Origin of the sequence: Nocardioides sp., from assembly GCF_024509035.1 — a bacterium.
In the GTDB taxonomy this organism is placed as follows: domain Bacteria; phylum Actinomycetota; class Actinomycetes; order Propionibacteriales; family Nocardioidaceae; genus Nocardioides.
Window position 1 is genome coordinate 1 of the sequence record NZ_JANINT010000237.1, and the last position, 24931, is coordinate 24931.

The following is a 24931-nucleotide window of genomic DNA, read 5'->3' on the forward strand; positions in this document are numbered from 1 at the left end:
TGATCATCCACGAGGTCATGGGTCGCAACTGCGGCTGGTTGACCGCCGCGACCGCCGTGAAGTTCCGCGAGTGGGTCGCCGAGCAGGAGTTCTCGGGCTTCGGCAACAACACCGCCGCGCACTGGGACGTGCACGCGGTCTACGTGCCCGAGCTCGCCTTCGACATCGCCGAGGAGGCCGAGCGGCTCAAGAAGGTCATGGACGAGACCGGCTGCGTGAACATCTTCCTCTCCGAGGGCGCCGGCGTGTCCACGATCGTGGAGGAGATGATCGCCCGCGGTGACGAGCCCAAGCGGGACGCGTTCGGCCACGTGAAGATCGACACGATCAACCCCGGTGCGTGGTTCGCCAAGCAGTTCGGCCACCTGATCGACGCCGAGAAGACGATGGTGCAGAAGAGCGGCTACTTCTCCCGCTCCGCCGCCGCCAACGACGAGGACCTCGCGCTGATCCGGGCCTGCTCCGACCTGGCCGTCGACGCCGCGCTGCGCGGCGAGAGCGGTGTGGTCGGCCAGGACGAGGACGCCGGCGACGAGCTGCGGGTCTGCGAGTTCCCGCGGATCAAGGGCGGCAAGGTCTTCGACACCTCCGTGCCGTGGTTCGGCGAGCTGCTCGACGGCATCGGCCAGCCGATGGGTGAGACGGTCCCCTCGGAGCACTGATCGACCCCACCCCGCCTCGCGTGGGGTTGAAGCGGCCCTCGGTTGGGGAACGATCCTCAAGGATCCGACCCCGACCGAGGAGACCGCGATGACTGCGTCCACCGCAGAGACCGTCGACGTCAACGGCCCCACACCCGATCTCAAACGGGTGATGGGCCCCAAGCTGCTGCTGCTGTTCATCGTCGGCGACATCCTCGGCTCGGGGGTCTACGCGGTCACCGGCAAGATCGCAGGACAGGTCGGCGGCATCGCCTGGGCGCCGTTCCTCGTCGCGTTCACGGTGGCGACGCTGACTGCCTTCTCCTACCTCGAGCTGGTCACCAAGTACCCCCAGGCCGCCGGCGCCGCGCTCTACACGCACAAGGCGTTCGGCATCCACTTCGTCACGTTCCTGGTGGCGTTCACCGTGGTGTGCTCAGGCATCACGAGTGCGGCGACCTCCTCGAGCCTGCTCTCGGCCAACCTCCTGGTCGGCCTCGACGAGCTGCTGCCCGGGGTGCCCACCGGTGACACCGCGACGCTCCTCGTCGCGCTGGGCTTCATGCTGCTGCTGGCGATGATCAACCTGCGCGGAGTCGGCGAGAGCGTGAAGTTCAACGTGGTGCTCACGCTCGTCGAGATGACGGCGCTGGCGATCGTGATCGCGATCGGGCTGTGGGTGGTCGGGCGCGGCGACGGCGACGTCTCGCGCATCACGGTGTTCGAGAGCCCGGACCAGAAGGGCATGTTCGCGGCGGTGACGATCGCGACCGCGATCGCGTTCTTCTCGATGGTCGGCTTCGAGGACTCGGTGAACATGGTGGAGGAGACCAAGGACCCCGAGCGGATCTTCCCCAAGATGATGCTCACCGGCCTGGGCATCGCCGTGGTCATCTACATGCTGGTGGCGATCTCGGTGGTCGCCGTGATCCCTGCCGGGGACATCGCCTCGCCGCAGAACCCCGAGGCCGGGGTCCTGCTCGACGTGGTCCGCGTGGGCGCGCCCGACCTGCCGATCGACAAGCTGTTCCCGTTCATGACCGTGTTCGCGGTCGCCAACACCGCACTGATCAACATGCTGATGGCCAGCCGACTGGTCTACGGGATGGCCCACCAGGACGTGCTGCCGCGCAGCCTGGGCCGGGTCTCGGCGACCCGGCGCTCGCCGTACACCGCGATCGCGTTCACCACGCTGCTGGCGCTCGCGCTGATCCTCGTGGTCCGGCTGCAGTCGGAGAGCAGCATCGTGGTCGCCCTCTCGGGGACGACCGCCCTGCTGCTGCTCGCGGTCTTCACGGTCGTCAACGTGGCCTGCCTCATCCTGCGGCGCGACCCCACGCCGAGCCGCTTCCGCGCCCCGACACTGTTCCCGGTGCTGGGTGCGGTGGCCTGCGCCTACCTGCTCGGCCCATGGGCGCGGCTCGAGGCCGACTACATCCAGTACAGGATCGCGGTCGGTCTCCTGGCCGTCGGGTTCGTGCTGTGGCTGTTCACCTGGCTGACCAACCGCGGCGTGCGCGCGAAGAAGACCGGCTTCCGCGACATCGAGCATCTGGGTGAGTGACCGGGGCGTGACGCCCGGGGTCTGAACCGTCTCGCGTCCGCTCACCGAATCGGGGCCCGGTGGCCCACCGCCGTACCCTGGAGCGGTGAGCACCATCCCCGACCTCGCGACCCTGCACGCCCTGGGCGCCGCCCAGCAGCCGTCGTACCCCGACCGCGCCGCCGTCGACTCGGCGGTCCAGCGGTTGCGGACGGCACCGCCGCTGGTGTTTGCGGGTGAGTGCGACGAGCTCAAGGACAAGATCGCCCAGGTCGCGCGCGGCCAGGCGTTCCTGCTCCAGGGCGGCGACTGTGCCGAGACGTTCGCCGGCGTCACCGCCGACAACGTGCGCAACAAGCTGCGGGTGCTGCTGCAGATGGCGGTCGTGCTGACCTACGCCGCGTCCGTGCCGGTCGTGAAGGTCGGCCGGATCGCCGGCCAGTACGCCAAGCCGCGCTCCTCCGACCTCGAGACCCGCGACGGCGTGACGCTGCCGGCCTACCGGGGCGACGCCGTCAACGGCTACGACTTCACCCCCGAGGCGCGGATCCCCGACCCGCAGCGGCTCGTCGACGTCTACAACTCCTCGGCGGCGACGCTCAACCTCGTGCGCGCGTTCGTCACCGGTGGTTACGCCGACCTGCGCCAGGTGCACACCTGGAACACCGACTTCGTGCGCGAGTCGCCGGTGGGCCAGCAGTACGAGGCGATGGCCAACGAGATCGAGCGCGCGCTGACGTTCATGCAGGCGATCGGTGCCGACCCCGACGAGTTCCACCGGGTCGACTTCCACTCCAGCCACGAGGCGCTGGTGCTCGAGTACGAGCACGCGATGACGCGCATCGACTCGCGCACCAACTCGCCGTACGACGTGTCGGGCCACTTCGTGTGGATCGGTGAGCGCACCCGCCAGCTCGACGGCGCGCACGTCGAGCTGATGAGCCGCATCCGCAACCCGATCGGCGTCAAGCTCGGCCCGTCGACCTCGCCGGACGACGCGCTGGCGCTGGCCGCCAAGCTCAACCCCGACAACGAGCCGGGGCGGCTGACGTTCATCACCCGCTTCGGCGCCGGCAAGATCCGCGACGGGCTGCCCACGCTGGTCGAGAAGGTCACCGCAGCGGGCCTCGAGGTCGCGTGGGTGTGCGACCCGATGCACGGCAACACCTTCGAGGCGAGCTCGGGCTACAAGACCCGGCGGTTCGGCGACGTCATCGACGAGGTCCAGGGCTTCTTCGACGTCCACCGCTCGCTCGGCACCTGGCCCGGCGGGCTGCACGTCGAGCTTACCGGTGACGACGTCACCGAGTGCGTCGGTGGTGGCGAGGACCTGCTCGAGATGGACCTCGGCAACCGCTACGAGTCCGTCTGCGACCCGCGGCTCAACCGCGTGCAGTCCCTCGAGCTGGCGTTCCTCGTCGCGGAGATGCTCAGGCAAGCCTGAGAGCGCGCGGCTGTCTCCCGCGCGCACCTGACGCACCTGCTGGGTTCCCGGCGGGTGAGCGACAGATCCGTCAGGTGCGTGCGACCACCGCGGCGACCCTTGGCAGGATGGCGGTGTGATCGACCTGCGCAGTGACACCCTGACCAAGCCGACCGAGGAGATGCGGGCGGCGATGGCGTCCGCCGAGGTCGGTGACGACGTCTACGGCGAGGACCCGACGGTCGCGCGGCTGGAGGAGCACGTGGCCGGGCTGCTCGGCCACGAGGCGGCGCTGTTCACTCCGACCGGGTCGATGGCCAACGTGCTCGCCGTACGCTCGCTGGTCGGTCCGGGCCAGGAGGTGCTCTGCGAGGCCAGTGCCCACATCGCGCGCGCGGAGCTCGGTGCCCACGGTGCCTACACCGGCCTGACGATGCGCACCTGGATCCACCCGCGGGGCCAGGTCGACCTCGGGGCGATCGAGACGATCTTCGCGCCCGACATGGGCCCGTTCTTCGTGCCGACGGCAGCGATCTCGGTCGAGAACACCCACAACTTCGCCGGAGGAGCGGTGCTCCCCCTCGAGGACCTGCGCGACCTGCGCGAGTACGCCACCGGGGTGGGCATCGGGGTCCACATGGACGGCGCGCGGCTCTGGAACGCCCATGTCGCCACCGGCACGCCGCTGGCCGAGTACGGCGCGGTGGCGGACGTGTTGTCCGTCTGCCTGTCCAAGGGGCTCGGCGCCCCGGTCGGCTCGCTCATGGTCGGCAGCCGCGACGCGGTGGCCGAGGCGAGGATCTGGCGCAAGCGGATGGGCGGCGGCATGCGCCAGGTCGGCATCCTCGCGGCGGCCGGCCTGCACGCGCTCGACCACCACCTCGAGCGGCTCGCCGACGACCACGCACACGCCCGGCTGCTCGCCGAGGCATGCGAGGTCGACCCGGCCACCGTGGACACCAACATCGTGGTCGTGCGCCGACCCGATGCCGCCGACTTCGTGGCCGCTGCCCGCGCGGAGGGCGTGCTGATCTCCGCCGTCGGACCGGCGGCTGTGCGTCTTGTCACCCACCTCGACGTCACCCGGGAGCACGCGGAGCACGCGGCGGCGGTGCTCTCCCGCCTCTCCTGAGGACCGGGTCCGCGGCCGCGCGCCGGCCCACCTAGGATCGGTGCATGACGGACACGGTGGCCTCCGAACCCAGCACACCGTCCGTCGTCCGGACCCTCGACGTGCTGGCGAAGGCCGGACTGGTCGTCCTGCTGTGGGTCGCGATCGCCAACCCCGAGCTGGGCAACCTGCGCGGCAAGGGTGCCGGCATGCGCGCGGTCGGCTATCCGGCGATGGCGTTCGTGCTGCCGGCGGCATGGTGGCTGTTCTGGCGCGACCGGGTGTCGTTCCCGTGGGTGGCCGACCTGCTCGTCACGCTCACCTGCTTCACCGACACGCTCGGCAACCGGATGGACCTCTACGACACGATCCGCTGGTTCGACGACGTCGTGCACCTGGCCAACACCGGCGTCTTCGCCGCGGCGGCGCTGCTGCTCACGCTGCCGCGCGCGGCCAGCCGCGCGGCGCACGTGGAGCGCGCTCTCGCGATCGGCGTGACAGCCGCCCTGGCCTGGGAGATCGCCGAGTACTTCGCGTTCCTCAGCACCTCCCCCGAGCGGATCGACGCGTACGCCGACACGCTCGGCGACCTCGGGCTCGGCACGCTCGGCGCGGTCGTGGCGGCGCTGGTGGTCCACCGGCTGCGCCGCGCGGGCCGGTTGAGCGAGGAGGAGCCGATGCCCTGGTCGCGACAGGCCCAGTCAGGGCCTGTTGACCAAGCCTTGGTCGGCTGACCGCCGCCATGCACGCACGCTGGCTGCGTTGCCGCCGCTCGACAGACGACCCGGTATGCCCTCGCGACGGCGCCTTGCCAGCGCACGCACCTGACGACGCTCAGCTCGACCGAGACTTGGTCAACAGTCCCTAGCCGGCGCGCACCAGTGAGACGTCGCTGATCGCGGTGTAGTCGCGCGCGGCCCGACCGGTGCCGGGCGCGGATACGGTGACCAGCCGCAACCGGACCGTCGTCGTGGTGACGTCGACGTCCACGGACTGCATGTCCGTGGAGTCCGTCAGGTCCTGACCGACCGTGGTGCCGTCGTCGAAGACCCACTCCACCCGCTCGACCCGACGGTTGCCGTGGTACCAGTCGAGCTCGCGTCCGCGCGCGTCGGTGGCGGTCTTGGCGTAGCCGTTGACCAGGCCGACGCTGCGCAGCCGCGTGGCGTCGGGCAGCGTCAGCACGATCTCGGCGCCGGTGCCGTCGCCGGCCATCCGCCAGGTCGTCTCGGGGACGCCGTCGAGCATGTTCGTGGCCTCGTAGTCGACCCGGTTGCCCTGCACGTCCTGGCCCGGCGGTGCGGTCGCCGGAGCCTCGACGGTCGCGGTGGCGGTGACGTCCGCCGGGTCGCCCGGTGGGGAGGCGTCGCCGGGTGCGGGCGACTCCGTGGCGGTCTCGGCCCGATCGGTGCGACCGCCGTCGGGACGGGCGGTGGTGCCGCCGTCGTCGCCACCGACGAGCAGCCACAGGCCCAGTCCGGCGACCACGACGAGGACGGCGACGACGATCGCCCACATCGCCCAGGGTGGCCTGGGGCGGCGCGGCTCGGCGTACGGCGGGACCGCGGACGGTGGCTGCTCCACCTCGTCGGCGAACAGCGGGAACCGCGGCGTCGACGAGACGGCCGGGCGCTCGGCGGTGTCGGTGCGCCAGCCGGTGTCGCTGGGGACGCGGCCGACGGGATGGCCGCAGTTCGTGCAGAAGCGGCCGACCCCCAGCTCGTGACCGCAGTTCACACAGTGCTTCATCGGACTCCTCGCGGGCCCGCCCTGCGTGGCCCGCGAGCAGAGTAGTGGGTGTCGCGCGTGGAGGCCCGAGGGTGCCAGTGCTTTCACCCGCCGCTGCGCTGCGGGGGAGGGCGACGAGCACCCTCGGACCGCCACAGGCTAGGTCGCTGCCGGCGCCGCTCGCGGGCGAATGACGGGTACTAGGACCAATGGGCAGCGGTGACCGGGACGTTCGCCGGAGCCCCCGCGTCAGACGGCGATGTGCGGCACCTCGCCCTCCACCTTGCGCCGCGGGGCCAGCTCGACGGTCAGCATCGCGGCGAGGACCATCAGTCCGCCCACGAGCATGCGCGTGGTCACCGACTCCCCGCCGAGCAGGACGGCGAAGAACGCCGCGAACACCGGCTCCATGCTCATCACGATCGCGGTGCGCGTCGCCGAGAGGTGGGCCTGGGCCCAGGTCTGGCCGAGCAGCGCGAGTGCCGCCGGGAACACGGCCATGTAGAGGACCGAGAGCCAGTCCTGGCCGTTGTCGGGCAGCACGATGCCGTGCGGGGCGCTGGCGACCAGGCAGATCACGGCCACCATGACGACCTGGAGGATCGACATGCCGAGGGCGTCCTGGCTGTTGGACCACGCGCCGAGCCCGACGATGTGCAGGGCGTAGAGCATGGCGGCGACGAGGGTCAGTGCCTCGCCGTACCCGACCGAGAAGCCTTGCAGGGTCAGCACCCCGAGCCCGGCGGCGGCGAGGAGGACGGCGAGCCAGGTGACCCCGGTGATCCGGTTGCGCAGCAGCACGGCGGCGAACAGCGGGGTGGCCACGACGTACATGCCGGTGATGAAGCCGGACACGCTCGCGGGCGTGTGTGCCAGGCCGGCCGTCTGCAGGATCTGCGCGACGCCGTACAGGCCCCCGAGCACCGCGGCCTGACGGCGGGCGTCGGGGGAGAGCCGGCGCACGGCCCGCGGCGCGACCGCCAGCAGCAGGGCGCCCGCGATCGTGAAGCGCACCGCGAGGAAGTCCAGCGTGGGGATCCGGTCCAGCAGGTCGTGGATGAGGAAGAACGTCGAGCCCCAGCACGCGGTGATGCCGAGCAGCGCCGCGGTGGCGAGCAGCGTGGTGCGCCTCATCCGCGCAGCTTCTTCAGCAGCGGGATGTCGCGGGTGTCGGCGTCGCGCGAGTCGGGCGTCTCGAGGATGAACGGAACGCCTTCGGTGGCGGGGTGTGCGAAGAGCTCCACGAACGCGTCCTCACCGATGTGCCCCTCGCCGATCCGCTGGTGGCGGTCCTTGAACGCACCGCGCAGGTCCATCGAGTCGTTGGCGTGGACCAGTCGCAGCCGGCCGGGTCCGCCGATCTCCACGATCCGGTCGACGGTGGCGGTGGTGCCGCCGGGTTCGTCGAGGGGCGCGCCCGCAGCGAACACGTGGCAGGTGTCGAGGCAGACCCCCGCGCGCGGGTGGTCGTCGAGCGCCGCGAGGTACGCCGCCAGGTCCTCGACGCCGGCGCACAGCGACCGGCCCTGGCCCGCGGTCGGCTCGAGCAGCAGCCACGGGCCGTCGTCGCCGAGCGCGTCGAGCAGGGGCAGCAGACCCTCACGGACCTGGCGCATGGCCGCGGCGTGGCGCTCCTCGGTGTCGCCCTCGCCGGGGACGACGTACGAGCCGGTGTGCACGACGACGCCCTCGGCGCCGATCTCGGCGGCCCGCTTGAGGTTGTGCGCCACCGAGGCGACCGAGCGCTCGTAGGTCGCCGGCGTCGGCGAGCCGAGGTTGACCAGGTAGGGCGCGTGGATGAAGACCCGCGTGCCGCGCTCGCCCATGAGGTCGCGGAACCGGTGGTCCTCGGCCGGCTTGCCCTCGCTCAACGCCCAGCCGCGCGGGTTGCCGGTGAAGACCTGGAAGGTCTCCGCGCCGACGAGGTCGGCGTTGGCGACCGCTCCGTCGACGAGGCCCTTGCCGACCAGGACGTGGGTTCCGATGGGATTGCGGAGGGCCGGGTCGAGCACCCGCACACGCTAGTTCAGATGATGCTCAGGGTGATCGTCGACCCCACCGGCACCATCTCGCCGCCGCCCGGGCTCTGCGAGAACACGAAGCCCAGGCCGAGGTAGCCCGGCGCGTTCTGGGTGACCACCTCGAAGCCAAGATCCTCGAGGGTCTGCGTGGCGTCCGCGACGCCCTGGGCGCGCACCGAGGGGACCTCGATCAGGCGCGGACCCTTGGACACCACGAACGACACGCCGTCGCCGCGGTGCAGGACGGTGCCCGACGGCGGGTCCATCGAGATGACGTCGCCCTCGGCGACGGTGTCGGAGTACTCCCGGTCGCTGATCGAGGGGTCGAGGCCCTTGCCCTTCGCCCAGGCGACGGCCTCGTCGGCGTCCTTCCCGACCCAGTCCTTGAGCTTGACCGGCTTGGGGCCCTTGCTCACGACGAGATCGACGGCGGCGTCGGGGCGCAGGGTCGTGCCGGCCTTGGGGGAGGAGGCGATCACCACGCCCTCCTCGACGGTGTCCGACCACTTCTCGGTCGTCGTGCCGTAGGTCAGGTGGGTCTGCGCCAGCGCGTCCTGGGCCTCGTCGACGGTCATGCCCTTGAGCTTCGGGACGTCGTAGCGCTCCTTGCCGAGCGAGAGCACGACGGTGACCGTGCCCCCGTCGAGGATCTTCGAGCCCGGCGCGGGGTCGGTCGCGACGACGTCGCCGGCCGGGACGGTCTCGGAGTAGGCCTTGTCGCCCCAGGCGACCTCGAGGCCCGCGTCCTCGAGACGCTGCTCGGCCGCGGCACGGCTCAGGCCGAGGACGCCCGGCGTGGAGGTGTAGCGGCCGTCGAGGAACCACCACGCGCCGGTGCCGACGCCGGCGACCAGGAGCACCGCCGCGAGCAGCAGCGCCAGGCCCCGGCGGGACCGGCGCGGCCGACCCGGCGGGGTACGCCGGGTGGCGGGCGGCCCCGTCGGCGGAGCCGGAGGCGTGTCGGGACGTCGGTCGAGGGTGCGGATCGGCGTGGTGCGGTCGGCGACGACCTCGGCCACCAGCTCCTGGGGCGTCAGCAAGGTGGCGAGCTCGCGGGAGTCGAACGGGTCGGCCGCGGTGTCGTCGGGGGAGGGCGCCTCGACCGGCTCGGCCTTGACCAGCAGCGGGGCGAGGTCGGCGGTGAGCTCCGGGTCGTCGCGCACGCCCTCGGCGATCGCGTGGCTGACCCGGCGCAGCTGGTGGAGCAGGACGCCGGCGTCGGCCGGGCGCAGGCTGCGGTCGCGCGCGGTGGCCCGGGCGACCAGCGCGTCGACGTACGCCGGGATGCCGGGCTCGAGGCTCGACGGCGGGGGCACGTCCTCGTGGACGTGCTTGTAGGCGACCTGGATGGGGCTCTCGCCCTCGTGGGGCTTGGCGCCGGTCAGCAGCTCGAAGAGCACGACCCCGGCGGCGTAGACGTCCGCGCGCGCGTCGGCGCGACCGTCGACCACCAGCTCGGGCGCGAGGTAGGAGACCGTGCCGATGAGCACGCCCCCGGTCGCGGTGTGCTGGGTGTCCGCGCTGACCGCACGGGCCAGGCCGAAGTCGGCGACCTTGACCCGTCCGTCGGCGGCGATGAGGACGTTCTCGGGCTTGACGTCGCGGTGGATGATCCCGGCCCGGTGGGCCGCGGCGAGGGCGGAGAGCACCGGCTCGAGCAGCGCGAGCGCCCGCGCCGGCGACATCGGGCCCTCCTTGCGGATCACGTCGCGCAGGGTGATGCCGTCGACGAGCTCCATCGCCAAGAACACGGTGCCGTGGTCGTCGCCCTGGTCGTAGACCGCGACCACGTTGGGGTGCGAGAGCCGCGCGGCCGAGCGGGCCTCGCGCACGAAGCGCGCGGCGAACTCGTCGTCGTCGCCCAGGCCCGGATGCATGATCTTGACCGCGACCGTGCGGTCCAGGCGCAGATCGGTGGCCTCGTAGACGCCGGCCATGCCGCCGCGCGCGATGCGGGCGCCGATCCGGTAGCGGCCCTCCAGCAGGCGGCCGATCATGGGGTCGCCAGCCGCGTCGGCGCCCGTGCGGGCGTGCCGATCGGACTGCCGGTCTGGCGGCACAGCGACCCTCCTGCGCTCCTGATGGGGAAGGACCAGGAGAGTCCATCGTACGGACGATGGCCGCCCGCGGCGCGTTGAGCCGCTCCCGGCGTGGCGTGGGCCACGGTGGGAGACTGGTCCCATGAACCAGTCACGACTCGCCGACGCCGACCTCGCCGCCCTCGTCCCGGAGTGGCTGGACTGGTCCGAGGCCGCCGACCGCCTGGGTGTGACCGTCGCGAAGGTGCGCACGATGATCCGCGAGCACGAGCTCGCCGCCGCCGTGCCGACTCCGGGAGCGGGCCAGCAGATCCCCGCCGACTTCATCCAGGACGGCCTGGTCGTCAAGGGCCTGCCCGGCCTGCTGACGATGCTCCACGACGGCCGCTACGACGACCGCGAGTGCATCGCCTGGCTGTTCACCGACGACGACCTGCCGGGCCGTCCGATCGACGCGCTGCGCGAGAACCGCGGCTCGGAGGCCAAGCGCCGCGCGCAGGCCATGGCGTTGTGAGTCTCTAGACGACCCGCTGGGTCGCGGCCGCGGCCAGCTGGCGCAGCACCTCGCGCGCGCCCTCGTCGATGTCGGCCCTGTCGAGAGCGGCCACGGCGTGGGCCGCGAGCTCCTCGATGACGGCCTCGACCTGGGCGTGCGCCCCGGACCCGTCGATGATGCCGCGCAGCTCGGCGACCTGCTCGACGTCCAACGCGGTGCCGAGCGACCGGTCGAGCAGGGCCGCGGCGGCGGGAGCGGCTGCGTCGAGGGCCAGCGCCACCAGGACGGTGCGCTTGCCCTCGATCAGGTCGTCGCCGGCCGGCTTGCCCGTGGCCTCGGGATCCCCGAAGACCCCCAGGAGGTCGTCGCGCAGCTGGAACGCCTCGCCGAGGGGCAGGCCGAAGGCCGAGAGCTGACCCAGCGTGCGGTCGTCGGCACCCGCCAGGGCCGCGCCGATGTGCAGCGGCCGCTCGACGGAGTACTTGGCGGACTTGTAGCGCAGCACGGTCATCGCCGTGTCGACGTCGGCACGACCGCGCGCCTGCACCGACACGTCGAGGAACTGACCGGCGATCACCTCGGCGCGGCAGCGGTCGAAGACCTCCAGCGCGGGCGCCACCTGGGTGATGGGCAGGCCGCACCGGCGCAGCAGCTCGTCGGACCAGCTCAGCAGGAGGTCGCCGAGCAGGATCGCCGCGGCCGCGCCGTACTGCTCGGGATCGCCGCGCCACTGCGACCCGCGGTGCTCGCTCTCGAAGAGCCGGTGCGTGGCGGGCCGGCCGCGCCGGGTGTCGGAGGCGTCCATGAGGTCGTCGTGGACCAACGCGCTCGCGTGCAGCAGCTCCAGCGAGGCGCAGGCGCGGACGAGCGCGTCCTCGTCGGGGACCTCGGCCGCCACGGCCCGGTGCCCCCAGTAGCAGAACGCCGCTCGGAAGCGCTTGCCTCCCGACACCGAGGCGTGCGCCTCATGCACCAGTCGCGCGGCGTCGGGGCCCAAGGGAGCCAGGACGGTGGCCTGCTGCTCGATGAAGGTGTCCAACGCCGCCTGGACGCGCGCGCGGAAGCCCGATCCGTCCCATTCCCGCTCCGTCGCCACCACCCGGCGAGACTATCCAGTGGACGCCACCCGGACGGGGCCGGTCCCGTCCCTAGACTTCCCGGCATGGCGAACCACGGGGCTCGACGCATCGGCGACCTCGTCCGTGAGGGCGAGCAGTCGTTCTCGTTCGAGTTCTTCCCGCCCAAGGACGCCGCAGGCGAGGACCAGCTCTGGCAGGCGATCCGCGAGCTCGAGCCCTTCCGGCCGACGTTCGTCTCGGTGACGTACGGCGCGGGCGGCTCCACGCGCGACTCCACCGTGCGGATCACCGGCCGCATCGCCGCCGAGACGTCCCTGACCGCCATGGCGCACCTCACCTGCGTCGGGCACACCCGGGCCGAGCTCGAGGGCATCCTCGACGCCTACGCCGAGGTCGGCATCGGCAACGTGATGGCGCTGCGCGGCGACCCGACCGAGGGGCCGCGCGCGCCGTGGACGCCGACCGAGGGCGGCCTGACGTACGCCGAGGACCTGGTCCGGCTGGTGCGCAGCCGGGGTGACTTCAGCATCGGTGTGGCCGCGTTCCCCGAGGGACACCCCTCGGCGGAGTCGCTCGACCACGACGCCGACGTGCTCGTCGCGAAGGCCCGCGCCGGTGCGGAGTTCGCGGTCACCCAGATGTTCTTCCGCGCCGAGGACTACTTCGCGCTGGTCGAGCGGGTGCGCTCGCGTGGCGTCGACCTGCCGATCCTGCCCGGCATCATGCCGATCCTGAACCTCGCCAACATCCGCCGCCAGGGCGAGCTGATCGGCACCGACGTGCCGCGCGAGGTGGTGGCCCGCATCACCGCCCACGAGGGCGATCCGGTGGCGATGCGCGCCGAGGGCATCACGATCGCAGCCGAGCTGTGCGACGAGCTGCTCGCCGGCGGAGCGCCGGGCCTGCACTTCTACACGCTCAACCGGTCCAAGGCGACGCGCGAGATCTTCGCCGCGCTCAACCTGACGGTCTGAGGCCGGGCTCGGGCCGGGCCCGGGTCACGCCGGCCCGATCGCGGCGGCGACCAAGGCGGCGGAGAGACCGACGAAGGGCAGCCCGGAGCCGGGCGTCGCGTGCGCGCCGGCGGCGTAGACGCCCGGCACGGGTGTCGTCGGACCCAGCCGGCGGCGGACGGTCTGCCGGCCCTCCCACAGCACGCCCAGGGGAGAGCCACCCCACCGCTCGACCAGGTCCCGCGGGCTGCGGTCGACCCGGGCGACCACGTGGGGCCGCACGTCGATCCTGTGCCGCGCCAGCGCGCGCAGGACGTCCTCGGACAGCCGGCCGCGACCGTGGATCGTCAGGGCAGCGCCGCCCGCGGGAGCGCGGCCGCCGGTGCGCACGACCAGCATCGGGTCGCCGTGCAGCACCAGCTCGTGCGGCAGGTCGGGCGCCTGCTCGTCCAGCCCCACGTGCACCACGACCGGGGGGATCGCCGGCATCGATCGGGCGACGTACGACGCGAGCGCCGGCAGCCGTCGTGGGTCGATCGCGCAGACCACGGCGTCGGCGTCGATCTCGCCGCCGGGCGTCTGCACCGCCACCGCGCGGCCCTCGCGCACGACGATGTCCGTGACCTCGGTCGCGACGATCGTCGTCACGCCGCGCGTGCCGAGCCGCGTGGTGAGCGCGGCAGCGAGGCGGCTCATGCCGCCATCGATCGTCCACGCGCCGAACCGCTGCTCGACGTACGCGGAGATCCCCATCCAGGCGGGGACGTTGCGCAGGTCGTGGCCCTCGGCGACGAACGGGTGCCCGGCCACCATCCGCAGCCGCTCGTCCTTGAACGTGCGCTTGAGGCGCTTGGCCAGCGACTCCCGGCTGTCCAGGCGTGCCGCGAGCTCGCGGGGGAGGTGGTCGCGGTCCCAGGGGTTCTCGAGGTAGCCGCGCCGCACGACGTCCCAGTCCTCGCCGTACGACGCGACGTGGTCGACCCACCGCTGTCCCAGCCCGGGGCCGAGCTCGTCGAAGGCGCGCAGCTGGGGCGCGCGGCCGGAGGTGAGCCGTACCGCGGTGCCGTCCTCGAAGCGGTGCTCGCGCACCAGGTCGAGCTCCACGAGGTCGAGCTCACGCTCGAGGGGCCGCCCGGACTTGCGGAACAGGTCGCGGACCACCGCCGGGAGCAGCGTGTACGTCGGCCCCGCGTCCCAGGAGAACCCGTCGGCGCTCACCTCGCTCAGCGCACCGCCGAGCTCGGGGGAGCGCTCGACGAGCGTGACGTCGTGCCCGAGCTTGCCCAGCCGCACCGCGGAGGCCAGGCCGCCGAAGCCGCCACCGATCACCACGACGCGCGCCATGGGCCGAACCCTAACGGCGGCGCCCGCGCCTCGAGCTCAGGCCTCGGCGTCGAGCACCCGCCGCAGGGACTCCTCGTCGCGCCCGACCACGGTGGTGCCGTCGGTGGCGGTGATGATCGGGCGCTGGATCGCCCGCGGACGGGCGGCCAGCGCCTCGAGCCACTCGGTCCGGTGGGCCGCGTCGCGCGGCAGGTCGATGCCCTCCTCGCGCGCCTCCTTGGCCCGGGCCAGGTCCCAGGGCTCGAGCCCGAGACGGTCCACGACCGCGCCCAGCTCCGCCGCGGTCGGCGGGTCCTCGAGGTAGCGACGCACGGTGTAGTCCGCCCCGGCCGCGTCCAGCTCGCCGAGCGCCGTGCGGCACTTCGAGCACGCGGGATTGATCCAGATCTCCATCACTCCACCTCGATCGTCGCGGCACCGGTCATGGCCGCCAGCTCGTCGTACGTCGTCGAGAAGACCGCGGCCGGGTGGCCGGCGGCCGCCCACACGACCTCGTAGCGACGCAGCCAGCCGTCGAGGTACGTCGGGACCGGGCCCGGGTGCCCGATCGGCGACACGCCGCCGATCACCTGCCCGGTGTGCTCGCGGACGAAGTCGGGCGAGGCGCGCTTGAGCTTGGTCACACCGAGCAGCGCGGCTACCTTCGCGGTGTCGACGCGGTGGGCGCCGGAGGTCAGAATGAGCACCGGCGATCCGTCGGCGTCGAAGAGCAGGCTGTTGGCGATCGCCCCGACCTCGCACCCGAGGGCCTCGGCGGCGAGTGCCGCCGTGTGCACGGAGTCGGGCAGGATGACGACGTCACCGGCGCCGCCACGGCGTCGGTGGTCCTCACGGAACCGGGTGATCGTCGGGTGCTCGGTGGTCATGGAGCGAGACCCTAGGCTCTCCAGGAGCTCGTGGGCACAGACAGGGGAGAGGAGCGCGGATGACGCCGCAGCGGCCGGGAGCGTTGACCGCAGCGATCTGGGTGCTGGTGGGCCTGATCGTGACGAGCGGCGTGACCGCTCTGCTCACGCTCGTCTTCTCCGACGACCTCGACGCCTCGTGGGCCGCGGACCGCACCGACGGTGGCTCGGTCGAGCCGCCGGCCTTCGCTCCGGTGGCGATCACGATGTTCGTCGTCGTCGCGATGCTGGCCGTCGTCCTCATCATGTTCCTCGGGCAGGGGCACAACTGGGCGCGGGTGCTGCTCAGCGCGCTGGTGCTGCTGATGGCGATCGCCACGCTCGCCAGCCTGCGGGCCAACCCGCCGGTGCTCTTCGTGGTCCTGTCGCTGGTCTCCCTGGTGCTCGACCTGGTCGCGGCCGGGCTGCTCTGGCACCCCGACTCGCGCGAGTACACCCACCCGGCGCCGGTCGACAGCGTCCGCTCCTGACGCCTGTCCGCCCCGGCGGCGACGCGACGACGCACCCCAGGGGGCGGGCGGTCGACGCCCGGTCTTGACGACCCGCGGGCGGAGAGGTGTACCGTTGGGTGTGTTCGAACAAGCGTTCGAACGCACCCGGCGGGGACGACCTCGACCCCCGTCCCCGCCGGGCCCGGTGCGCCGGGACGAGTGAGGGGTCGCCGCTCTGGGGTCGACGGAGAGGATCGTCGATGAACCCCTATGCCCTGCCGGCCACCACGCACTCCTACCTCGCGCGCGCCGCCGAGTCCTTGAGCGAGGCGATCGCAGCCTCCGAGGTGCCGACCCGCTACGCCTGCGCCCACGTCGCCGCGCTACGGGCCGCCGCGGCGCTCCTGGCCGCTCGCGCCCATCCCGAGCCGGCGCGCCGTCGTTCCCAGCGCAACGCCTGGGTGCTGCTGGCCGAGGTGGCGCCCGAGCTCGCCGAGTGGGCGCGCTTCTTCGCGGCCGGTGCCTCCAAGCGCGCGGCGGCCGAGGCCGGGTCGACCCGCGCGGTCTCCGAGCGTGAGGCCGACGACCTGGTACGCGATGCCGACCGGTTCCTCGCCGTCGTCGAGCGCTCGCTCGGGCTGGTGCCCCACACGTCCACGCCGCCGCGTGCCGCGGCGATGCGCGCCGGCTGACGAGCGCCGAGCCGCGCAGGACAAGGGATTTCCCCCGATGCGCGGTGGGCCTGCCGCCGGGCAGGCTGGCGGCATGCGTCAGACCCTCGGGCCGCGCCGCCGTGCGCAGTGGATCCTCGTCGCCCTCCTCCTCGTCCTCACCGGCACCGCCGCCGTCCCCGTTGCTCCCGCAGACGCGGCCACGACGATCACCGTGGCGACGGCGCGTGCCACCCAGGACGGGTCGTCGGCGACGGTCCGGGGCTATGTCGTGGGACAGCCGACCTCGTCGACGACGGTGGTCACCAGCGGCTTCCCCAACGACTACGCGCTCGCGCTCGCCGACGCACCGGGCACGACGGACACCTCCCGGATGATCTACGTCCAGGTGCCCAGCGCGTTCCGCTCGGTCTGGGGGCTGCGCAGCAACCCGGGGCTGATGGGGCGCCAGGTCGACGTGACCGGCACGCTCGCGGCGTACTTCTCACGTCCGGGCCTGACCTCGAGCTCGGCCTTCGCCTTCGCCGGGGCGACCACCCCGGGCGACCCGCCGCCGACCGGGGGGAGCGGCGAGTACGACGCGACCTACTACGCCTCGGCGATCGGCAAGTCCGGCGCCGCGCTGGAGTCCGCGCTGCACACGATCATCTCCACCGGCGTCACCAAGCTGTCCTACGACGCGGTCTGGAACGCGCTGAAGGTGACCGACCGCGACCCCGCGAACCCCAGCCACGTGATCTGCCTCTACAGCGGGTTCTCCCTGCCCGCCGGCGACAACGGCGGCGGCGTCGACCAGTGGAACCGTGAGCACGTCTGGGCCAAGTCCCACGGCGACTTCGGCACCGCGACCGGGCCCGGCACCGACCTCCACCACCTCCGGCCCGAGGACGTCACGGTCAACTCGGCGCGCGGCAACCTCGACTTCGACGAAGGTGGCAGCCAGAACGCCGAAGCGCCGGGCAACTACGCCGATGCCGACTCCTGGGAGCCGCGTGACGCGGTCAAGGGCGACGTCGCCCGGATGATCTTCTACATGTCGGTGCGCTACGACGGCGGCGACGGCTGGCCCGACCTGGAGGTCAACGACCTGGTCGGCAACGGCACCAGCCCGCACATCGGTCGGCTCTCGGTGCTGCTGCGGTGGAACGCCGAGGATCCGCCGAGCGCGCTCGAGATGCGTCGCAACGACGTCATCTACGACGACTACCAGCACAATCGCAACCCGTTCATCGACCACCCCGAGTGGGCCGACACGATCTGGTGAGCCCGCCGGGCGGGTCGGGCCCTAGGGTGGGGTCATGCCTCACGACCGGCCCAGCGATCGGCCCACCGATCGGCTCAGCGAGCGGCCCAGCGAGCGGCGCAACGCGGCCCGCACCTCCGTCGTCTGGGACGCGCTGCGACCGGTCCTCGACGGCGACGCTGTCGACGTCCTCGACATCGGCGGTGGCACCGGAGGCCTCGCCGTCCGGGTGGCCGAGCTCGGGCACCGGGTCAGGGTCGTCGACCCGAGCCCTGACGCCCTCGCCTCGCTGGACCGCCGGGCGCGAGAGCTCGGCGTCACCGTCCAGGGCCAGCAGGGCGACCTGTCGACGCTGCTCGAGGTCACCGGCCCGGACAGCGCCGACGTCGTGCTCTGCCACGGCGTGCTCGAGGTCGTCGAGGACCCCGCGGCCGCGCTGGCCACGCTGCGCCGGGTGCTGCGTCCCGGCGGCACCCTGAGCCTCCTGGTCGGTCAGCGCCACGCGGCGGTCGTGACTCGCGCGATGGCCGGGCACTTCGCGCAGGCGCTGGCGCTGCTCGACGGCGGTCCTGCGAGCTCGAGCGCCCGCGACGCCGGCACCGGTCGCTCGGGTCGACGCTTCACCGACGTCGAGGTGACCGGGCTGCTCGAGGCGGCGGGCTTCACCGTCGGCGCGGTCCACGGCGTCCGGGTCTTCGCCGACCTGGTGCCCGGCTCACTCCTCGACCTGGAGCCCGGAGCCACCGCGGCCCTGGTCGACCTGGAGCGCGCGGTCTCGGTGCGTCCGGAGTTCCGGCCACTCGCGGCGCAGCTCCACGTCCTCGCCGGCTGAGGGTCCGGCGTTTCGCCGGCGCTCGCGGCGGGAACGGTTCGGTCACGATTTTCTGGAACCCGCCTACCGCGATGACCAAGCGCTGCCTAGACTTGAGGCGCCGGCCGACGTGCGGCGGCAAGACGGCGAAGACTGGTGGGGAGGAACGGTGCCACTCTCGGAAGAGGAGCTCCGACTGCTCGAGCAGATGGAGCGAGCCCTCGTCGAGGAGGACCCCAAGCTCGCCTCGACGCTGCGCGGTACGGCGTTCCGCCGCTCCGCTCGTCGCCGGGCGATCATCGCCGGTGCCTGCTTCGTCCTGGGCGTCGTGGTCCTGATGACCGGCGCGGTCGCGCAGATCACCCCGGTCGGGATCGTCGGCTTCGTGATCATGCTGGGCTCGGCCACCGTCGCGCTCACCGCGATCCGCGGCCAGCACGCACCGGCCGCCGCCGACCCGCGCACGATCCAGCACCCCAGCCGCGGCGGCTTCACCGTCGTCGACGGTGGTCGCTCGGGTCGCACCCGGCGTCCGCGGCGCGGCCGCTCCGGCCACTCGGGCCACTCCTTCATGCAGCGCATGGACGAGCGCTGGCGCCGCCGCCGCGAAGACGGCGGGTTCTGAGCGCTCTCGTCCGGAGCTCGCTCCGGACGAGAAGCCTGCGCCAGGTCGAGTAGCCGCGCGGCTGAGGAACGAAGCCGCGACCGGCGTATCGAGACCGGAGCATCGGCTCGGCTGATCGGGTCGCCCCCACGGTCGCGCAGATCGCCGAGCAGCAGCGAGCGAGGAACGAGCTCGCTGCGTGGGCTCGGCGAGACCGTCGCGGCCGACAGACCCGCTGAGGCGGCGGCCTGGAAGGTCGGTCGCAACGTCGACCTTCAGAATGCCGCCAGGTGTCACCCCGCGTGGTCGACGACCCCGCCGTACCTCGCCTCGACGGTGCCCGGGGTGGTGCGCGCGGGACGCCGCAGGCTCAGGTCGAGCACCGATCGCGGCCACCACGTCGCCCGCCGGCGCGTCGCGCGGGTCGAGCCGCCGGCCAGCGAGGCGATCACGGTCTCGGCGTCGGAACGCAGCCGGGCGCGGTCCGGCTCGGCAGGGGAGCGGGAGTAGCGCAGTCGCTCCAGGTGGGTGACGATCCGACCGAGCGCCGCCTCGCTCTCGGGCGAGGTGTGGGCGCCCCGCGGGGGCCGCTCGAGCGTGTGCGGGCCGACCGGCTCGCCCAGGTAACCGAGGAGCACCTCGTGCGTCGCCCGCGGCGAGCGGCCCGAGGCCCACGGGACCCCGAGGTCGACAGCCGTGTCGCGCAGCTCGGTCCAGATGAGCTCCGGGTCGGCGGTGGCCAGCCGACCGGCGCGCCGGCGGCGCCGCACCAGGTTCGGCACCGCGAGCAGCGCGCCGAGGAGGGCGATGCCGCTGAGCGTGGCCAGCAGGGGGCGCCAGTGCACGCCGGCGTCGTCCGACTCGTCGGCGGCCTTGTCACCGGCGGCGTCCGCACTCTGCGTCGGCCGGTTGGTGGGGCCCGGGGCGACGGAGGCCGACCGGGTCTGTGCCGGGTCGGAGGGGCCGAGGTCGTCGGGCAGCCCGTTGACGGTGTACGACGGCACGCCGGAGGCCCGGCGCGCCGGGGTGGGCTCGAAGCGGACCCAGCCCGAGCCCTGGAAGTACAGCTCGGGCCAGGCGTGCATGTCGTCGGAGCTGTACATCCAGGTGTTGGGCCCGATCGAGTCGGGCGTCAGGAAGCCGATCGCGACCCGGGAGGGGATGCCGAGCACCCGCGCCATCAGCGCCATGGCCGAGGCGAACTGCTCGCAGTAGCCGGTGCGGCCGTCGGGACCCTCGGTCAGGAAGGCGACGAGCGCGTCGGAGCCGTTGCCGGCGGGGGCCCTCCGCAGGGAGTACTCGAACCCACCGGTGGAGCGGAACCAGTCCTGGAGCGCCACCGCCTTGTCGAAGCGCGTGGTCTTGCCCTGGGTGACGCTCGCGGCGAGCTCGCGGACGATCGGCGGGATGTCGGCGGGGAAGTCGGTGAACAGCTCCTCCACCTTGCCGGTGGACGGGGCCGCGTTGCGCAGCCGCTCGGCACTGAGGTCGAGCTCGAGCCCGCTCATCGTGTAGTGCAGGCCGGAGGTCGTGAGGTCGGAGGGGACGGCCAGGAAGTCCATCGTGGAGTCGTCGTAGCGCCAGTCGCCCTCGGCCTGCACGTTGCTGGCGGGGTACTGCGTCGGCAGCCACCGTGACTTGAAGGCCGGCAGCACCGTGACGTCGTAGGGGACCTCGCGACGGCTGACCTCGGCGTCGACGCCTGGGGGCGGAGGGATGAGGCCGTCGGCCTTGTTGGCGACGGGCACGTCGCGATCGCCCGGCGTCCACTCCGTGTCGGTGAAGTTCGTGAGCGCGAGGATCCGGAGGTACGCCGGGTGCGGATCGGTCGTGGTGATCTGCACGAGGTCGGTGTCCTCGCCGCGCCTGAGGTCCCGGACCAGGTCGGCCACGGGGTTGTCGACCCGGATGTCGTCGCCCTCGCCGTTGCCGGGGCCGAAGTCGAACACGTGCAGACCGAGCGTCGGGACGGCCAGGGGCAGCACCAGCGCGAGCGCGGTCGCGGCCCCGCCGATGCCGCCGGCGGTCCGGCGTACGGCGTGGGCGCCCGCCCCCAAGGAGATGGGGTCGCCGGTCTCGCGGTCCTCGGCGATCGGGCGCCCCCACCGGCTGACGTGCTCGGACTCCTGGAGGAAGAGCAGGCCGAGGAACCCGCCGGCCGTGCCGACGAAGACCCACCAGGCGATGGGCGCCTCGACCAGGCTGACCGGGATCGTGTAGATCGTCAGCAGCGGCAGCCCGGCGAGGGGCACCCGGTGCAGCGAGCACGCGAGGAGGTCGACCAGGAGCAGGCAGACCAGTCCGCAGAGGATCAGCAGCGGGTCGATCGGGGCCTCGGTGGCCGGCACGGGCGCGGCGAACCCCTGGGCGCTGTCGATGGCGTCACCGACGGCGGTGCGCACCTCGGCGAGGACGGCGGCGTTCAGGACCACCTCGCCGGTGATCAGCAGCGTCGCCACGACGCCGGAGGTGACGACCTGGGTGGCGACCACCACCGGCACGGGCCACCGCCACCAGCGGGTCGCCGTGCCCGTGGCGGCCACGACGATCCCCAGCAGGAGCAGCGGGTTCAAGAACCCACCTGGTCGCTCGGCGAAGCCGCGCCAGGCGTACATGGCGACGAGGGTGGTCGCCGCGGCGACGCCGGCCAGCGTCGTGCTGGCGGCCAGCGAGCCGCGCGTCCGGTTGAGCGAGTGGATCATCGGATCGCTCCCGCTGCCGGGGCGGCGATGCCGCGCGAGCTCTGCGCACTCGTGTGCCCGAGCTCCTGCCAGACCGCATCGAGGCGGTCGCGCGGGCCGAGGGAGACGGCCCGCCACCCCTGCTGACCCAGCGCCTGGGTGGCCGAGGAACCGGCCGCGGCGCCGGTCCAGGCATCCACGTCGAGGGCGATCGCGAGCGCGGAGCCGGACTGGTGCTGCATCCGACGCAGGATCGGGAGGTCCGGCGGCAGGATGCCGCCGAAGACGGCGACGGTCAGGCCGCCATGGGCGCCCTCGGCGAGCCAGGCCGTGTCGAGACGCGGCTGCTGGACCGGCTGCACCACGGCGAGCGCCTCCATGAGCGGCCCGGTGTTGAGGTCGGTGTCGCGCAGGTGCCAGGCGTTGGTGGGGTCCTCGCCCAGCGCGGTGACGAGGCGTACGGCGAACCCGCGATGGCTGAGGTGGACGGCGATGGACGCGGCGGCCGAGACGGCCGCCTCGATCGAGGAGGCGATGCCCTGGCCGCGATGGGACTGGACGCGGTTGTCGAGGAAGAGGGTGGCTCGCGACTGCCACGGCTGCTCCTCGCGGCGGACCATCAGCTCACCGAGCCGGGCCGAGCTGCGCCAGTGGACCCGGCGCAGGTCGTCGCCCTGGCGGTACTCGCGGACGGTCACGTCCTCCGCGCTGCCGGTCGCGAAGGCCCGCGGGCGGTTGTCGCCGGAGCCGGTCCACGCCCCGCCGAGCGGGATCTGGGGGAGGAGCACCGTGCGCGGTGTCACCGTGAGCGGCACCGTGGTGCGGAAGGTCCGCCCGAGCTCGACCAGGCCGAACGGATCGGTCATCCGCACCGACATCGGGCCGATCTCGAAGCGCCCGCGAACGTCGGAGCGGACCTGGTAGCTGACCGTCTGCCGCCACCCGGAGCCGATGCCCTCCACGACGAAGCGGGGGCGGGTCCCGAGGACGTAGGGGACGTGGTCCTCGAGCAGGAGGGTGCCGTTGGGAGTGCGGCCCTCGTTGCTCAGGGTGAGCGAGACCCGCGCCGGTTGGCCGGCCGCGACCAGCTGGGGGGTGACGGTGCGGACCAGGGCGAGCCGGTAGCGGTTGCGCCCGACGACCCACGCGGTGAGCAGGGGGAGCACGAGCACCAGGACGCCGACCCGCGTGAGCGCCTCCTGGTCGAGCAGGACGGCGCACACGATGGCCGTCACGCCCGCGGCCAGGAACGCCCGCCCGCGGACGGTGAGCCCGGCCAGTGCCTCCCTCATCGCTGGGACCTTCTCTCGCCGGGGCTCAGCGTGCGGATCGGTCGGGGACGGGCACGGCGGCGACGATCCCGTCGAGGATGGTCGTCGTGGAGCGTCCGGTCATGGCGGCCTCGACGCTCGGGAGGAGCCGGTGCGCGAGCACCGGCCGGGCCAGCCGGGTCACGTCGTCGGGCAGCACGTAGTCGCGGTCGTCCATGGCTGCGACCGCCTTGGCCGCGCGCACGAGGTGCAAGGTCGCGCGCGGCGAGGCGCCCAGGGTGAGCTCGTCGGAACGGCGGGTCGCGGCGGCGATCGCGACCGCGTAGCGCTGCACGGCCTCGGAGACGTAGACCTGGCCGACGATCCCGATCAGCTTGCGCAGCTCGGAGGCGTCCGTGACCGGCTCGAGGTCGTCGAGGGGGTTCGCGCCGGTGTGGGAGGCCAGCATCGCGATCTCCGCGGCCTCGACCGGGTAGCCGACCGAGACCCGTGCCATGAAGCGGTCGCGCTGGGCCTCGGGCAGCGCGTACGTGCCCTCCATCTCGATGGGGTTCTGCGTCGCGATCACCATGAACGGCTGCTCGAGCTGGTAGGTCGTGTTGTCGACGGTGACCTGGCGCTCCTCCATGCACTCCAGGAGCGCGGACTGCGTCTTCGGCGAGGCGCGGTTGATCTCGTCGCCCACGACGATGTTGGCGAACACGCCGCCGGGGCGGAACTCGAACTCCCGCGTGTTCTGGTTGAACACCGACACGCCGGTCACGTCCGACGGGAGCAGGTCGGGGGTGAACTGGATGCGTCGTACCGAGCAGTCGATGCTCCGGGCCAGGGCCTTGCTGAGCTGGGTCTTGCCGACCCCCGGCACGTCCTCGATCAGCAGGTGACCCTCCGCGAGCAGCACGACCAGGGAGGCGTTGACGACGTCGGGCTTGCCCTCGATGACTCGCTCGACGTTCCCACGCACGCGGCCGATCACCCGCGCCAAGGTCTGGAGGTCCGCGCCCCCCGCTTCAGTTCCCACGTCTGCGTCCCTTCCCGTCCCGAGTGACCCGTGTCACCGGTGGGGCCCACGGTAGTCGTGCCGCGAACCCGCAGGCGTCTCCACCCGCTCGATCCGACTCCTGGGACCACGGTTTGGTTGCGTCGCCGGTTCGATCGAGTCCGCCGCCCGCCCTGCTCCACCACGTCCTCCACCACGTCCTCCACCCGGCGCTCCACTCCGCTCCACCACGGCGCGATCCCTCCCCACCGGCGCTCCACCACGGGTGACACCACCGCCCGCTGGCCGTCGTTGCAGCGCGCTGACCTGCACGGATGCGTACGGAGGGACCCGCACCCGATGTCGGTCCGTCGCGCCCACGGCTGGCAGGGGAGCCGGCCCGGCCGGCGGCAGCACGCCGCGATCGGGCCCGTCGACACGCGTGAAGTGGTTGACGGTGGAGGAAAGTGGCGTAAAGTGGTGCGAAGTGGAGGAAGGGCCCGTCGAGGGCCGGAGTGGAGGCGCCCGATGTTCTTCATGGGCACCTACACCCCGAAGCTCGACGACAAGGGGCGGCTGTTCCTCCCGGCCAAGTTCAGGGATCGGCTCGCGGAGGGGCTCGTGGTGACGCAAGGTCAGGAGAACTGCCTGGTCGTGTGGCCCACGGACGTCTTCATGGAGGAGGCACGGCGCGCGCAGGCGACGCCGATGACGGTGCGTGGCGCGCGTGACTACGCCCGCATCTTGTTCGCGGGTGCCGACGAGGGCACCCCGGACAAGCAGGGGCGGGTGAGCATCCCGGCCCCGCTTCGCGAGTACGCCGGGCTCGACCGCGACGTCGTCGTGATCGGCGTCATGGACCGGATCGAGATCTGGGACCCGGCCCGCTGGCGCGAGTACTCGGCCGGCGCCCAGGCGAAGTTCGCCGAGCTCGACGAGCAGCCCGCGCCGCACCCG

23 protein-coding genes and 1 pseudogene are annotated in these 24931 nt (G+C 72.8%); 13 read left to right on the plus strand and 11 right to left on the minus strand.

Going from position 1 to position 24931, the window contains the following annotated elements:
• From Q0L15_RS16590 to Q0L15_RS16610, 5 genes and pseudogenes are all read left to right on the plus strand, one after another.
• Positions 1 to 662 (plus strand): annotated as a pseudogene (locus Q0L15_RS16590) (pyrophosphate--fructose-6-phosphate 1-phosphotransferase); the annotation flags it as partial.
• A gap of 88 nt (positions 663 to 750) precedes the next feature.
• Positions 751 to 2205: an APC family permease gene (locus Q0L15_RS16595; protein WP_296605560.1), complete on the plus strand. Its 1455-nt coding sequence runs from the start codon at positions 751 to 753 to the stop codon at positions 2203 to 2205.
• An 85-nt stretch (positions 2206 to 2290) separates the two neighbouring features.
• Positions 2291 to 3628 carry a class II 3-deoxy-7-phosphoheptulonate synthase gene (locus Q0L15_RS16600; RefSeq protein ID WP_296605561.1) on the plus strand — a complete coding sequence of 446 codons (1338 nt, stop codon included), beginning with the start codon at positions 2291 to 2293 and terminating at the stop codon, positions 3626 to 3628.
• Between the two features lie 115 nt (positions 3629 to 3743).
• The gene (locus tag Q0L15_RS16605) at positions 3744 to 4739 is read left to right on the plus strand and encodes a GntG family PLP-dependent aldolase (protein ID WP_296605562.1); all 996 of its coding nucleotides are present in this window, start codon (positions 3744 to 3746) and stop codon (positions 4737 to 4739) included.
• Positions 4740 to 4783: 44 nt separating this feature from the next.
• Positions 4784 to 5452, plus strand: a complete 669-nt coding sequence (locus Q0L15_RS16610) for a hypothetical protein (RefSeq protein WP_296605563.1) — start codon at positions 4784 to 4786, stop codon at positions 5450 to 5452.
• A gap of 130 nt (positions 5453 to 5582) precedes the next feature.
• Here Q0L15_RS16610 and Q0L15_RS16615 read toward each other — a convergent pair whose 3' ends face one another.
• From Q0L15_RS16615 to pknB, 4 genes are all read right to left on the minus strand, one after another.
• Positions 5583 to 6467 (minus strand): zinc ribbon domain-containing protein, encoded by an 885-nt coding sequence (locus Q0L15_RS16615; protein WP_296605564.1) that lies wholly within the window; start codon positions 6465 to 6467, stop codon positions 5583 to 5585.
• A 228-nt stretch (positions 6468 to 6695) separates the two neighbouring features.
• Positions 6696 to 7580 carry a DMT family transporter gene (locus tag Q0L15_RS16620; RefSeq protein WP_296605565.1) on the minus strand — a complete coding sequence of 295 codons (885 nt, stop codon included), beginning with the start codon at positions 7578 to 7580 and terminating at the stop codon, positions 6696 to 6698.
• A complete protein-coding gene (locus Q0L15_RS16625; protein ID WP_296605566.1) occupies positions 7577 to 8458 on the minus strand; it encodes a deoxyribonuclease IV in 882 nt (293 codons plus the stop codon). The genes Q0L15_RS16620 and Q0L15_RS16625 overlap by 4 nt, the downstream gene beginning before the upstream one ends.
• 14 nt (positions 8459 to 8472) lie before the next feature.
• Positions 8473 to 10464, minus strand: coding sequence for a Stk1 family PASTA domain-containing Ser/Thr kinase (gene pknB, locus Q0L15_RS16630; protein ID WP_296605567.1), 1992 nt, complete (start codon positions 10462 to 10464; stop codon positions 8473 to 8475).
• Between the two features lie 184 nt (positions 10465 to 10648).
• Between pknB and Q0L15_RS16635 the strand changes: the two genes are divergently transcribed.
• The gene (locus tag Q0L15_RS16635) at positions 10649 to 11020 is read left to right on the plus strand and encodes an Rv2175c family DNA-binding protein (protein WP_296605568.1); all 372 of its coding nucleotides are present in this window, start codon (positions 10649 to 10651) and stop codon (positions 11018 to 11020) included.
• Between the two features lie 4 nt (positions 11021 to 11024).
• Here the strand turns inward: Q0L15_RS16635 and Q0L15_RS16640 are convergent, their stop codons facing one another.
• Positions 11025 to 12101, minus strand: a complete 1077-nt coding sequence (locus Q0L15_RS16640) for a polyprenyl synthetase family protein (protein WP_296605569.1) — start codon at positions 12099 to 12101, stop codon at positions 11025 to 11027.
• A 63-nt stretch (positions 12102 to 12164) separates the two neighbouring features.
• On the opposite strand from Q0L15_RS16640, the gene metF reads away from it, so the two are divergent.
• Complete coding sequence (gene metF / locus Q0L15_RS16645) at positions 12165 to 13055, plus strand: methylenetetrahydrofolate reductase [NAD(P)H] (protein ID WP_296605570.1); 891 nt, start codon at positions 12165 to 12167, stop codon at positions 13053 to 13055.
• 24 nt (positions 13056 to 13079) lie between these two features.
• On the opposite strand, the gene Q0L15_RS16650 is transcribed toward metF, so the two are convergent.
• From Q0L15_RS16650 to Q0L15_RS16660, 3 genes are read right to left on the minus strand one after another with little or no spacing between them, the layout of a single operon-like run.
• Positions 13080 to 14378 carry an NAD(P)/FAD-dependent oxidoreductase gene (locus Q0L15_RS16650; protein ID WP_296605571.1) on the minus strand — a complete coding sequence of 433 codons (1299 nt, stop codon included), beginning with the start codon at positions 14376 to 14378 and terminating at the stop codon, positions 13080 to 13082.
• 36 nt (positions 14379 to 14414) lie between these two features.
• Entirely contained in the window at positions 14415 to 14771 is a 357-nt protein-coding gene (locus Q0L15_RS16655; RefSeq protein ID WP_296605572.1) for an ArsC/Spx/MgsR family protein, read from the minus strand.
• Positions 14771 to 15244 carry a YbaK/EbsC family protein gene (locus tag Q0L15_RS16660; protein WP_296605573.1) on the minus strand — a complete coding sequence of 158 codons (474 nt, stop codon included), beginning with the start codon at positions 15242 to 15244 and terminating at the stop codon, positions 14771 to 14773. The genes Q0L15_RS16655 and Q0L15_RS16660 overlap by 1 nt, the downstream gene beginning before the upstream one ends.
• A gap of 59 nt (positions 15245 to 15303) precedes the next feature.
• Here Q0L15_RS16660 and Q0L15_RS16665 point away from each other — a divergent pair, with 59 nt between their 5' ends.
• The 5 genes from Q0L15_RS16665 (at position 15304) to Q0L15_RS16685 (ending at position 19064) form a co-directional block, all read left to right on the plus strand.
• Positions 15304 to 15753 (plus strand): hypothetical protein, encoded by a 450-nt coding sequence (locus Q0L15_RS16665; RefSeq protein ID WP_296605574.1) that lies wholly within the window; start codon positions 15304 to 15306, stop codon positions 15751 to 15753.
• Between the two features lie 221 nt (positions 15754 to 15974).
• On the plus strand, positions 15975 to 16406 hold the full coding sequence (locus Q0L15_RS16670; protein ID WP_296605575.1) for an SAV_6107 family HEPN domain-containing protein: 432 nt from the start codon (positions 15975 to 15977) through the stop codon (positions 16404 to 16406).
• A gap of 73 nt (positions 16407 to 16479) precedes the next feature.
• Entirely contained in the window at positions 16480 to 17649 is a 1170-nt protein-coding gene (locus Q0L15_RS16675; RefSeq protein WP_296605576.1) for an endonuclease, read from the plus strand.
• A 34-nt stretch (positions 17650 to 17683) separates the two neighbouring features.
• Positions 17684 to 18460 (plus strand): methyltransferase domain-containing protein, encoded by a 777-nt coding sequence (locus Q0L15_RS16680; RefSeq protein WP_296605577.1) that lies wholly within the window; start codon positions 17684 to 17686, stop codon positions 18458 to 18460.
• Between the two features lie 148 nt (positions 18461 to 18608).
• The gene (locus tag Q0L15_RS16685; RefSeq protein ID WP_296605578.1) at positions 18609 to 19064 is read left to right on the plus strand and encodes a DUF3040 domain-containing protein; all 456 of its coding nucleotides are present in this window, start codon (positions 18609 to 18611) and stop codon (positions 19062 to 19064) included.
• Positions 19065 to 19336: 272 nt separating this feature from the next.
• Here Q0L15_RS16685 and Q0L15_RS16690 read toward each other — a convergent pair whose 3' ends face one another.
• The 3 genes from Q0L15_RS16690 to Q0L15_RS16700 are packed head-to-tail and all read right to left on the minus strand — an operon-like array spanning position 19337 to position 24016.
• On the minus strand, positions 19337 to 21745 hold the full coding sequence (locus Q0L15_RS16690; protein ID WP_296605579.1) for a DUF3488 and transglutaminase-like domain-containing protein: 2409 nt from the start codon (positions 21743 to 21745) through the stop codon (positions 19337 to 19339).
• Entirely contained in the window at positions 21742 to 23016 is a 1275-nt protein-coding gene (locus tag Q0L15_RS16695; protein WP_296605580.1) for a DUF58 domain-containing protein, read from the minus strand. The genes Q0L15_RS16690 and Q0L15_RS16695 overlap by 4 nt, the downstream gene beginning before the upstream one ends.
• Before the next feature lie 25 nt (positions 23017 to 23041).
• Entirely contained in the window at positions 23042 to 24016 is a 975-nt protein-coding gene (locus Q0L15_RS16700) for a MoxR family ATPase (protein WP_296605581.1), read from the minus strand.
• A gap of 486 nt (positions 24017 to 24502) precedes the next feature.
• On the opposite strand from Q0L15_RS16700, the gene mraZ reads away from it, so the two are divergent.
• A partial coding sequence (gene mraZ, locus Q0L15_RS16705) for a division/cell wall cluster transcriptional repressor MraZ (protein WP_296605582.1) occupies positions 24503 to 24931 on the plus strand: 429 nt, incomplete at its 3' end.